Here is an 11992-nt window from a genome sequence, read left to right as displayed (position 1 = left end):
GCCTGCCTGCTTGCGCAGCCGGGCGTGCGCGAGGCGGTGGCGCTGGCGCAAGGGGCACCGGGCGGGGGCACGCGACTGGTGGCCTATGTCTCGCCGCAACCGGGTTACGAACTGGATGGCGACATCCTGCGTCAGGCGCTGGCCGCCGAACTGCCGGACTATATGGTGCCGGCTCCGCTGGTGGTGCTCGCACGCCTGCCGCTGAACCCGAACGGCAAGGTGGACCGGCATGCGCTGCCGGCGCCGGAAGCGGTCATTGGCGATAGCACGCAGCCGACCGAACCGCCGCAGGGCGAGACCGAGCAGGCGCTGGCCGCGATCTGGGCCGAGGTGCTGGGCCTGCCTGCCGTGGGCCGGCACGACAACTTCTTCGCGCTCGGTGGCGACTCCATCCTGAGCCTGCAGATCGTGTCGCGCGGACGTGTCGCCGGTTGGCAGATCACGCCGCGCCAGATGTTCGAGCATCAAAGCGTTGCGGCGCTGGCATCGGTGGTGCAGCGCATCGGGACCGCTGCGCCCATGGCGAAGGCCACGGTGCGCGGCAAGCTGGAAGAGTATCTGGACGCCGCACAGATCGCCGCGCTCGGCTTCGACGCGAACGAGATCGAGGACGTCTATCCGCTGTCCCCTACGCAGGAGGGGATGCTGTTCCACACGCTGGAATCAGCGGGCAGCGGCCTCTACATGAACCAGCGCAGCGTATCGGTGCGTGGGCTGGACCCTGCGCGTCTGGCGCAGGCGTGGCAGGCGATGGTGGATCGGCATCCCATCCTGCGCAGTGTTTTCATCTGGGAAGCCGGCATGGCGCGCGCGGTGCAGGCGGTGCGGCGCGCGGTGCGGGCGAGCATCGCGCAACTCGACTGGCGCGGGCAGCCCGACACGGAGGCGCGGCTCCAGGCGTTGGCGGACACCGAACTGCGTCGGGGCTTCGACATGATGGCGCCGCCGTTGTCGCGCGTTTGCGTGGTGCGGCTCGATGACGATCTCTGCCAGATCGTCTGGACCGGCCACCACATGCTGCTGGACGGCTGGGGCGAGACGCGGCTGATGGGCGAATGGCTGCAGTCCTATGCCGGCGAGGCACTGGGCGCGCTGGCACCCGGCTATGGCGAATACGTGCGCTGGCTGGCCGCGCAGGACAAGGCCGTGGCCGAGACGTTCTGGCGCGATACGTTGCGTCGCGTGGACGGCCCCACGCTGCTGGCCGAAGCTTCGCGTGCCCCGCAGCGCGAACCGGGCTACGGCAAGATCTACACGCGGATGACGCCCGAAGCATCGCGCGACCTGCAGGCGTTTGCGCAACGCGAGCGCGTCACGATGAACACGGTCGTGCAGGCTGCCTGGGCGTTGACGCTGAAGCGCTGCCTGAATCGCGATACGGTGACGTTCGGCGCCACGGTGGCGGGGCGTCCGCCATCGCTCGACGGCGCCCAGGAAATGATGGGGCTGTTCATCAACACGATTCCCGTGCCGGTAACGATGCCGGCGGCCCAGCCGCTCGGAGACTGGCTGCGCGCGCTGCAGGGCCTGAACCTGGGCCTGCGCGAGTTCGAACACACATCGCTGGCCGATATCCAGCGCTGGCAGGGGTCATCGGGCCGTCCGCTGTTCGACACCATCATCGTGTTCGAGAATCACCCGATCTCGCAGACGCTGCGCAATGCCGAAAGCTACGGCCTGACGTTTGGCCCTGTGGACAGCCTGTCGCTGACCGGCTACGCGATGGACCTGCAGGTGCTGATGCACGACCATCTCGAAATCGAGTTCTGCTACGCCAGTCACCAGGTATCGGACGAGTTCGCCGTGGCACTGCGCGCGCAGATGGAGCAGTTGCTGGCTGGCTTCGTGCAGGCTGCCGCACGTCCGCTCGGCGAATTGTCGTGGCTGGGGACGGAGGCTGCGCAGGCGCTGGCCGTGCTGGCGCACCAGTCGCAGGGTGTGGCCGATGCGGCCATCGAACGTCCGGCCGCGCTCGTGCATGAGTCCATCGCCGAACATGCCGCCGCACGCCCGGACGCCATCGCGGTGCGCATGGGCGACGCAGCCATCAGTTTCGCCACGCTCAATGCCCGCGCCAACCAACTGGCGCACGCGCTGCTGGCACGCGGCATCACGTCGGAGAGTCTGGTCGGGGTGGCGTTGCGCCGCACGCCGCAGATGATCGTCACGCTGCTGGCCGTGCTCAAGACGGGCGCGGCCTATGTGCCGCTGGACCCCGCCTATCCGGCTGACCGGCTCGCGTATATGGTGGACGATGCGCGTCTGAGCCTGCTGGTCACGCAGCGCGATGTGCGCGCCGGACTGGGCCTGGGCCACGCCGTGGACGTGCTCGAACTGGAAGACCTGCCGGGCCATGCGTGGCCCGAGACCGATCCGCGCGTGGCGGTGCCGCGCCAGGGCCTGGCGTACATCATCTACACCTCGGGTTCCACGGGGCGTCCGAAGGGCGTGGCGGTGTCGCACGGTCCGCTGGCGATGCACTGCCGGGCCACATCGCGCATCTATGGCATGACGCATGACTCGTGCGAGATGGTCTTCATGTCGTTCTCGTTCGACGGCGCGCACGAGCGCTGGCTGACCACGCTGACTACCGGCGCCACGCTGGTGCTGCGCGACGACGAACTGTGGACGCCGGAGCAGACCTACCACGCGCTGAACCGCTACGGCGTGACCCACGTAGCGTTTCCACCGGCCTATCTCGGACAGATCGCCGAATGGGCCGTGGGGCGCGACGATGTACCGCCCGTCGAGGTTTACGTGTTCGGCGGCGAGGCGATGCCGCGTGCCACTTACGACCTCGTGCGTCGCACGCTGCGTCCGCGCTTCATGCTGAATGGCTACGGCCCCACGGAAACCGTGGTGACGCCGCTGATCTGGAAGACGCCGGCTGACAGTGCCTTCGATTGTGCCTATGCACCGATTGGGCGGCCGGTGGGCGAGCGGTCGAACTGGGTACTTGACGAAGACCTTCGGCTGGTCCCACCGGGCGAGGTGGGCGAGCTGTATGTGGGCGGGGAAGGCGTGGCGCGCGGTTACCTGCGCCGTCCGGGCCTGAGCGCCGAGCGCTTCGTGGCCAACCCGTTCTCGAACGATGGCGGCCGGCTGTACCGCACCGGCGACCTCGTGCGCTACATGGACGATGGCGTGATCGAGTACATCGGCCGTGCCGACCATCAGGTGAAGGTGCGCGGGTTCCGCATCGAACTGGGCGAGATCGAGGCGCGCATGCGCGAGGTGCCGGGCGTGCTCGATGTGGCCGTGGTCACCCGGCAGAGGCCGTCCGGCAACCAGCTTGTGGCCTACGCGGTGCCGCTGCCGGGCGTGCCTGCTGGCGACCTGCCCGAGCGGGCGCGCCAGCAGCTGGGTGTCCGTCTGCCGGAGTACATGGTGCCCGCGCACGTGGTGGTGCTGCCCGCACTGCCGCGCCTGATCAGCGGCAAGCTCGATCGCGCCGCGCTGCCCGAGCCGACGGTCAGGACCGAAACAGTGTGGGAGGCGCCGCGCAACGAGATCGAGCAGCGGATGGCCGACATCTGGCAACAGGTGCTCGGAGTGCCGCGCGTGGGGATTACCGACAACTTCTTCGAGCTTGGCGGCGATTCGATCCTCAGCCTGCAAGTCATTTCCCGCGTGCGCAACGCCAGGATTGGCCTGACGCTGACGCTGCGTGACCTGATGCGGCACCAGACCATTGCTGCGCTGTGTTCACGGGATGACGCGCCGGCTGTCGTCGGTCCTGCATCGCCATGGCCGGCCACTGCGGCGGGCCATGTGCCGTTGATCCCGATCCAGTCGTGGTTCTTCGACCAGCCGATTCCGGAGCGTCATCACTACAACCAGTCGGTGATGTTGCGATCCGAACGTCCGCTGGATGGCCAGCACCTGCTGCGTGCACTGGACGCGCTTGCACAGCGTCACGACGCGCTGCGGCTGCGTTTCACGCAACGCCCGGATGGCACGTGGGAGCAGGGCTATGCCGTGCCGCGCGATCACGCGGCAGACGTGCTCTGGACGCGCGATGCGGACGGAGCCGCCGAAGTCACCGAAGTCGGGGAGGCCGCCCAGCGCAGCCTGAACCTTGCCAGTGGCCCGCTCTGGCGCGTGGTCCACATGCGCCTTGCCGATGGCAGCGCGCGCTTGCTGCTGGTGATCCATCATCTGGTGGTGGACGGCGTGACGTGGCGCGTGCTGCTCGACGACCTGCAGGCCGCTTACGCGCAACTGTCGGCCGGAGAAACGGCGGTGCTGCCGCCTGCCGGCGTCTCGTTCCAGTCCTGGGCCAACTACCTGCGCGACCACGGCAAGTCGGCGGCCTTGCGCGCCGAGGCCGGCTACTGGCAGGCACAACTCGCCGATGCGCAGGACCTGCCGCGCGATGACGCCACCGTCTCTGCGCTCGCGGCACACACCGCATCGGTGCGCACCATCCTCGACCGCGATATCACGGCCCGGTTGCTGCGCGCCGTGCCAGCGGCTTTCGAAACCGGTATCGAAACACTGCTGCTCGCAGCGCTGTCTCGCGTGCTGGCACGCTGGACCGGCCACGACGCCACACTGGTCAGCCTGGAAGGGCATGGCCGCGAGGGCGATGCCGCAGGACTCGACCTGAGTCAGACCGCCGGCTGGTTCACAAGCGTCTATCCCGTGCGGCTCGCGCACGGACGCGACAGCACCGGCCAAAGCATCCTCGGCGTGCGCGATACACTGCGCGCCGTGCCTGGCAAGGGCATCGGCTACGGTGTGCTGCGCTACCTTGGCGAGGACCTTGCCGTACGCACCGCACTGGCCGCCGCCGAACCACGCATCACCTTCAACTACCTGGGCCAGTTCGACCAGACCTTCCGCGACAGCACCGATTTCCAGCCAGCCGAGGAAGCAGGCGGCGCCATGCGCAGCGCCGCAGGCCCACTCCCCAACTGGATCGAAATCGTGGGCCGCGTGTACGACGGACAGTTGTCCGTCAGCTGGATCTTCAGCGACGCCATGTTCCGGCAAGCCACGGTGCAAAGCCTGGTGGACGCCTATCGTGCGGAATTGGAAGCGTTTGCGATGCTGGCGGAGCAGGAGGTCGTGGTGGTATAGGCCCGTATCGAAAGCCGCGCTACCCGTCGCTGTGCGCCCCCCTCTCCCGCGTTGCAGGAGAGGGGGGTAAGACAAACCGCAACGTCTACCGCATCGTCCCCCACCCGCCGCCCAGCGCCCGGTACACCCCCACACGGGCCAGCAACCGTGCCTCCAGCCGTTGCACGGCCTGGTCCTGCGCCGTGTAGTAGCTGCGCTGGCTGATCAGCAGGTTGAGCAAGGTGTCGGCGCCTGCGCGGTAGCGGGATTCGGCGAGGGATACGGCCCGTTCGGATTGCGTGAGTTCTTCGGCCTGTTCCCGTGCCTGGGCGTCTGCGCCATTGACATTGCTCAGCGCAGTCTCTGCGTCGGCGAAGGCGTTGACGATGGTGGCGCGGTAGCGCACCAGCTGGCCGGTGCGCTGTGCCGCGGCGAGGTCGCGTTGACCGGCCAGGCGGCCGCCGTCAAAGATCGGCGCGGCCAGCGCGGCGGCCAGCGTATAGGCCGGGCCGCTGAACAACGTGCCGAGCGTGGTGCCGGCAAAACCAAGACCGGCGCCAAGGCTGACAGTCGGAAACAGTGCCGCACGCGCGGCGTCGAGATTGGCATCGGCGGCGGCCAGCCGGGCTTCGGCGGCGGCGATGTCGGGCCGGCGGGCGAGCAGCGACGATGGCGTATCGGGCGTGATGTCGGGCAACTGCAGCGTGGCGAGCGTGGCATCTGTCGAAGGCGGCAGCGGTACGACTTCGCCAAGCAGGGCCGCGATCGCCATGTTCAATGCGTCCTGTTGCTGGCGCAGTGCCTCGATGGTGCGGCGCTGTGCCGCCACGAGTGCGCGTTGCTGGGCCAGTTCCAGTTGCAGCGCGGCGCCGGCATGGCGGCGGGCCTCGACCAGCCGCAGCACGCGATCGGCGCTCGCGAGGTTCTGTTCGCCGATGGCGATACGCTCGCGTGTGGCCTGCCGCTGGACCCATGCCGACGCCACATTGGCGGTGACGGTCAGCCGCACGGTATCGAGGTCGAACGCCGATGCCTGCACTTCCCGGCCGGCCGTTTCGCGCAACGCGGCCAGTCGGCCCCAGAGATCCACCTCGTAGTTCGCCACGAAGCCCAGTTGCCATGCATTGCCGGCCACATTGTTGCTGCCGCCGAGCCGTCCCTGGCGAGACGCCCTGCCGTCAGCCGACAGCGACGGCCACATCGATGCGCCAGCGATACGCGCCAGTGCCTGCGCCTCCTGCATCCGTGCGGCCGCTTCGGCAAGGTCCAGGCTCTGCTGGCCGGCGCGTGCCACCAGCGCGTCGAGTTCCACACTGCCGAAGCTTCGCCACCAGGCGTCCGTCACATCGTTGCCCACCTGTTTGGACGTGGCATGCCATGCAGCCGGCACGGCCACTGCGCGCGGGGCGGGATCGCCATGGATGGCGCAACCGCCCAGGACCATGACGCCAAGCAGGTACGACACGCGTGAAAGGCTTCTCCAGCCGCAGTGAGGAAATTCGATCATGTCAGTCGCCTGCCAGCGCCACGACCGGGTCAAGCCGCGCGGCGCCGCGTGCGGGCGTGTAGCCGAACACCAGCCCAGTGAGCACCGCGAAGCCAAACGCCAGTGCGCACGCGGCGGGGGAGTAGGTAATCGGAACGCCAGCCAGTGCCATGGCTGCGACGGTCACGAGTCCGATCGCCACGCCCACACCACCGCCCACGGCGGTGACCAGCATCGATTCGGCCAGGAACTGGCGCAGGATGTCGCGCTGCCGCGCGCCGGTGGCCATGCGAATGCCGATCTCGCGCTTGCGCTCGCGCACGGTCATCAGCATCACGTTCATCACGCCGATGCCACCGACCACCAGCGACACCGCAGCGATCAGCCCGAGCATCACCGTCATCGTCCGCGCCGTGGCGGACTGCACGCGAATTGCTTCCGCCTGGTTCCAGATCCGCACGTCGCGGGCCCGACGGGCCGTGGCAAGGCGCGCCTCGATCTCGGCGGCGGTCTCGGTGGCGCGATCCAGATTGCGGATCTCCACGGCGATCCAGGTCGGGTTGGGTTGCCCAAACAGACGGGCGATGGCGGAAGAGAGCGGCACCAGCACGCGGTCGTCCTGATCTTCGCCACCGGTCGATCCCTTGGAACCCAGTACGCCCACCACCTCGAAAGGCACCTTGTCGACGAGGATGTCCTGGCCGAGTGGGTTGCTGCCATCCGCGAACAGCCGCTTGCGCACGGTTTCGCCGATCACGGCCACCTTGGCGGTGCGGGCTTCATCGGCGGAATCGAACATGCTGCCCGCCACCACCGGCCAGCGCAGCACCTTGACGAAGGCGCCCGTGGCGCCGCCGCCTTCGGTATTGTGATCGACGCCGCCCCGGCGCACGACCACCCGATTCTCGATATAGGGCGCCACGGCCTCCACGTTGGGCGTTTCGGCAATGGTGCGCACATCGTCGAGCGTCAGCGGCGTGCCACGTTCGCGCGACGATGCCGGATTGGCCGCGACGAACATGGTCCGCGATCCGAACGTTTCCAGTTCCTGCATGACCTTGTTCTGCGAACCGCTGCCAACGGCCAGCATCACGATGACCGATGCCACGCCAATCACGATGCCAAGCAAGGTCAGGCCCGTACGGAAACGGTTCCCCCACATCACGCGCCATGCAGCGCGCATGGCCTCGCGCAGATCGGTGACCAGGCTCGCGTGTCCGTGCGCGGAAGCCCCCGGCAGTGGCTCGCGCGGCGATTCAGGCGCCACGGCACCGGAGTCGGCAATGACCTGCCCATCGCGCACCTCGATGACGCGACGTGCGCGGCTGGCGATCTCGCGGTCGTGGGTGATCAGGATGATCGTGTGGCCTTCGGCGGCCAGTTCGCGCAACAGCGCCATGACCTCGGCGCCGCTCCTGCTGTCGAGCGCGCCCGTGGGCTCGTCGGCCAGCACGATGCGGCCGCCGTTCATCAGCGCACGCGCGATGGCCACGCGCTGCTGCTGTCCGCCCGACAACTGGTTAGGCCGATGATTGACGCGAGCCCCCATGTCCAGCCGCTCCAGCAGCGCCGTGGCGCGCGCACAGCGTGCAGCGTCTGGCATGCCCGCGTACAGCGCCGGGATCTCGACGTTCTCGCGCGCGGACTCGCTGGGGACAAGATGATAGCCCTGGAACACAAAGCCGAATGCCTCGCGGCGCAGCCACGCCAGCGCATCGGCATCGAAACCGGACACGTCCTGCCCTTCGAACAGGTACTGGCCAGCGCTGGGCCGGTCGAGGCAGCCCAGGATATTCATCAGCGTGGACTTGCCCGAGCCCGATGCGCCAACGATCGCCACGAACTCGCCCGCGTGGATATCGAGCGAGATACCGCGCAGCACATCGGTGGCCGGCGCGCCGTTGCGGTTGCCATAGGTCTTGCGGATGTCCCGCAGCGATATCAGCGGTGTGGGCGATCCAGCCATCACGAACTGGGCTCCGCCTCGCCCGTGGACTGTTGCACCAGTACGCGCTCGCCGGGAGACAGCCCCTTGAGCACCTGCACCTGAAAGCGGCTACGGACACCGGTCTCGACTTCGCGCCGCTCGATGCCGCCATCGGCGCGCAGCACGCGAGCCACCGAGCGGCCGCGTCCTTCGGCGGGTGCCAATGCGGCAACCGGCACGACGATGGCGTCTCTTGCACTGGCCTCGACGAATGCCACTTGCGCCGTCATCTGCGGCATCAGTTCGCCATCGGCATTGTCCACGTCGAACAGGGCGGTATAGACAATCACCCGTCCGCCCGCCTTGGCCGGCGTCGCGGCGTTGTCGCCCGATGCCTTTTCAGGAGGTGGGGGCGGGGCAGGCAGCACCTGCCGCACGCTACCGTGCCAGCGGCGTCCCTCGCCGCCGAGCGTGGTGAAGTAGACCGGCATGCCTGGCTTGACGCGCCGGACATCGGCCTCGGAGACCTCGGACCAGACCGTCATCGTGCCCAGGTCCGCCACGCGCATCACGTTGGGCGTCTGGTAGGTGGCGTTGAGCGTCTGGCCTTCGCGTGCATCGATCGACACCACGGTGCCGGCCAGCGGCGCATAGATCCGCGTGTAGCCCAGCCGGGCTTCATCAGCCTTGAGGGTGGCCTGCGTCTGCGCGATCTGCGCCTGGAGATTGCGGATATTGGCGTCGGCCAGCGCCAGCGCGGCCTCGGCGGCCTGTATGTCTTCCTCGCGCGTGGCGTCGGCGCTGGCCAGCTTCCGCTGCCGCGCATGCTGCTGCGCGGCCAGCCTGTACTGGGCCTGATTGCCGGACAATTGGGCGCGTAACGCCGCCAGTGCCGCGCGTCCCGCATCCACGGTGGCCTGCTGCACGCTGGGGTCGATTTCCACGAGCAACTGCCCCTGGCGTACCACATCGCCTGGCTGGATCAGGATCTTCTGGATCTGTCCGGATACCTGCGCGCCGACATCCACATAGCGGCGCGGCTGGATCATGCCGAGTGCCGTGACTTTGGATTCAAGCGTCTCCACACTGACCGGCGCCGATGCGGGCGGCGTCTCCTTGCTCCGCGCCATGACCGCAGCGACTGCACTTGCAATGGCCACACCGGCGATCAGCGTCGCCCAACGCTTCATGCGTGTGTTCCGTGCAGGACTGCCCTTCAACACTGCGGCTCCTCATGCTTGGCGGGATGCAAATCAGGCATTCCGTCGATTTCTATTTCACAACGATGGCCGGGCGAAATGCCGCATTGCCGCAGGGCGTCGAGCAGGATCTCGCATTTGTTCTTGTCACCAACGGGAATCCACACGTTCGCATCGCTGTCGCGAATGCGCAGTCCGCCAGGCGGCAGCCCGGCCGGCGCGGGTTCGTTGGCGCGCTGGCAATACAGCGCGCGCCGGCTGCCGTACTGCTCCTGCCACATGCGCACCACAATGCCGCAGCTCACGAGCTTCTTCACGACGCGATAGATCGTGGCAAGCGAGACGGGCTGTCCGCTCATCATCAACTGGCGATAGATATCCTCGCCGCCGAGCCACTCGCCTTCGGCCCGTGCGAGCACGCGGAGGGTGGCCACCATCTGGACCGTCGGCTTGAGCTGGGCGCGGCGCAGCGCCTCCTTCAGCGGCTCGTCGCCGCTGGCCGGTGTCAGGGCGCGTCGCGTCACGCGGTAACGGCCTCGTTGTCCCCCGCAGTGCTGCGCGCAGGCACGTCGATGGCGCGGATGCGGCCCGCCTGCATGTGGATGACGCGGTCAGCCAGCGGGAAATAGCGGTCATCGTGCGAGATCACAATGACGAGATGACCCCGGTCTCGAAGTTCGGGCAGCAGCTCGGTATAGAACAGTTGCCGGAAGGTGGGGTCCTGATCGGCTGCCCATTCGTCGAAGACCAGCACGGGACGCCCCTCCAGATACGCGTGAACCAGCGCCAGGCGCTTGCGTTGCCCGGTAGACAGGTCAACGGTACTGAACACGCCGCCTTCGACGCTGACCTTGTGGGCAATCTCGAGCCGTTCCAGATAGGGGCGCGCCGCTTCGGGCAAGACGGCGCCGCCGTCACCGGGCGCGACCAGATCCTCGAACAGGTAGAAATCGGAGAACACGGTGGTGAACAACTGCCGGTAGTCGTCGCGCGTCTCGGCGGTGACAGGCGTGCCGTCTAGCAGAATCTGGCCGGAGTGGGGGGCGTAGAGACCGAGCAGTAGCTTGATAAGGGTGGTCTTGCCTGACCCGTTGTCGCCGACGACAAACACCAGTTCGCCCGGATGTAGATCCAGATCGATGGGGCCGAGTACGAAGGCCGTCTTGCCCTCGGGCGCATCGAAGGCATAGCCGATGCCGCGCAGCGCGATCGACTGGTCGAACCTGACCGGAGCCGGAGGCTGCTGCAATGCAAGGTGGGGTTCGGGGTTGGCAAAGCGGGCCGACAGATCCGCGATACGCGAGAACGCAACCTTGGCGCGGCCGATACCAGGCAGGGCGCCGACGATCTGGTCGACCGGGCCTTTCAGGAACAGCAGCACCAGCACGAATCCGCTCAGCACCTGCGGCTCGACCTGCCGGAACGCTGCCCAGCCGAGGATCACGGCAATCAGCAGGAAATACAGCGCCGAGCCGAAGGCCATCGCCAGCACATAGGTATTGATCGCGCGGCGGTTGATGTCGCGGATGGCATCGACGATCCGTTCGACCTGCCCATCGAGTATCCCCATGCGGCGGGACCGGTGCATGCGCAGTTCCTTGGCCCCTTCGCTGATGCCGCGATAGCTCTTGTGCAACTGCTCCTCGTAGTCGCGCGCCTGCCAGAAGCCCGCCATGCCGCGTGCCATGGCGCGGGTCTGGATTGCAGCGCCGAGCACGAGCATCACCACCAGCAGGCCGAACAGTGTGGGCGACAGGTAGGCCAGATAGCCGAGGCATCCCATCACGACCGCCATCGAGATCACGGTGGCAGACAGGCTGAAGGCCACATCGCTGATCATGTCCACGTCCTGGGTCAGTACCGGCATCAGGCGATGGGTGCGGTAGCGCTCCAGCGCATCGATGGGCGCGGCCAGGATCTTGCGGGCCAGCCCCTTTCGCACCATGGCGACGAGCCGCTGCCCCACGAGATTGGTGGAGATATCGGAGATCGCACGGCCCGCCAATGCGAGCACGCAGAGGCCCACGAACGTCAGCAGCAGTCCACCGGCCATACCGCCCGGGCGGTTCAGTACCGTATTGATGGTCGAGAGCAGCGCTACGGTTGCCACGCCCGCCGTGATACCGGTGACCGAGGACAGCAAGATCCACGGGGCAAACGGTTTGAGCAGGTTCAGGGTTTCAGCGGCGGAACTGCGAGAAGCATTCATGGCGAGGCATGGCCGCGGCGGCGGCGCTGGGCGGCAATGGGCGGCGATGGGCGCCGGATACTGTGTAGACGAGAGGCCAACTGGAATGTTCAGGCCGTGCCATGCGGCGT

Annotated in this window: 6 protein-coding genes; 1 reads left to right on the top strand and 5 read right to left on the bottom strand. The window is 67.6% G+C overall.

The features are described from left to right. Positions 1 to 5082: non-ribosomal peptide synthetase (locus FFS21_RS20325; RefSeq protein WP_137926593.1), on the top strand; the 5082-nt coding region annotated here is incomplete at its 5' end. Positions 5083 to 5167: 85 nt separating this feature from the next. Here FFS21_RS20325 and FFS21_RS20320 read toward each other — a convergent pair. Genes FFS21_RS20320 through FFS21_RS20300 form a run of 5 tightly spaced genes read right to left on the bottom strand, consistent with a single transcriptional unit; the run spans position 5168 to position 11882 of the window. Beyond that, positions 5168 to 6568: an efflux transporter outer membrane subunit gene (locus FFS21_RS20320; protein WP_137926592.1), complete on the bottom strand. Its 1401-nt coding sequence runs from the start codon at positions 6566 to 6568 to the stop codon at positions 5168 to 5170. A gap of 1 nt (position 6569) precedes the next feature. After that, the gene (locus FFS21_RS20315) at positions 6570 to 8513 is read right to left on the bottom strand and encodes a MacB family efflux pump subunit (protein ID WP_137926591.1); all 1944 of its coding nucleotides are present in this window, start codon (positions 8511 to 8513) and stop codon (positions 6570 to 6572) included. Continuing rightward, positions 8513 to 9664, bottom strand: a complete 1152-nt coding sequence (locus FFS21_RS20310) for an efflux RND transporter periplasmic adaptor subunit (RefSeq protein WP_137926590.1) — start codon at positions 9662 to 9664, stop codon at positions 8513 to 8515. The genes FFS21_RS20315 and FFS21_RS20310 overlap by 1 nt, the downstream gene beginning before the upstream one ends. Positions 9665 to 9690: 26 nt before the next feature. Beyond that, entirely contained in the window at positions 9691 to 10197 is a 507-nt protein-coding gene (locus tag FFS21_RS20305) for a transcriptional repressor (RefSeq protein ID WP_137926589.1), read from the bottom strand. Further along, positions 10194 to 11882, bottom strand: coding sequence for a cyclic peptide export ABC transporter (locus FFS21_RS20300; RefSeq protein ID WP_137926588.1), 1689 nt, complete (start codon positions 11880 to 11882; stop codon positions 10194 to 10196). The genes FFS21_RS20305 and FFS21_RS20300 overlap by 4 nt, the downstream gene beginning before the upstream one ends. Positions 11883 to 11992: the final 110 nt, after the last annotated feature.

The sequence above is a fragment of the Cupriavidus sp. 2SB genome, from assembly GCF_005503625.1.
Lineage (GTDB): Bacteria > Pseudomonadota > Gammaproteobacteria > Burkholderiales > Burkholderiaceae > Cupriavidus.
This window is presented reverse-complemented; position numbering and strand designations above follow the sequence as displayed.

Bases quoted from the DNA above. Each gene is read 5' to 3' on its own strand.
- FFS21_RS20320 (WP_137926592.1), bottom strand. From the start codon at position 6,568: ATGATCGAATTTCCTCACTGCGGCTGGAGAAGCCTTTCACGCGTGTCG.
- FFS21_RS20315 (WP_137926591.1), bottom strand. From the start codon at position 8,513: ATGGCTGGATCGCCCACACCGCTGATATCGCTGCGGGACATCCGCAAG.
- FFS21_RS20310 (WP_137926590.1), bottom strand. From the start codon at position 9,664: ATGAAGCGTTGGGCGACGCTGATCGCCGGTGTGGCCATTGCAAGTGCA.
- FFS21_RS20300 (WP_137926588.1), bottom strand. From the start codon at position 11,882: ATGAATGCTTCTCGCAGTTCCGCCGCTGAAACCCTGAACCTGCTCAAA.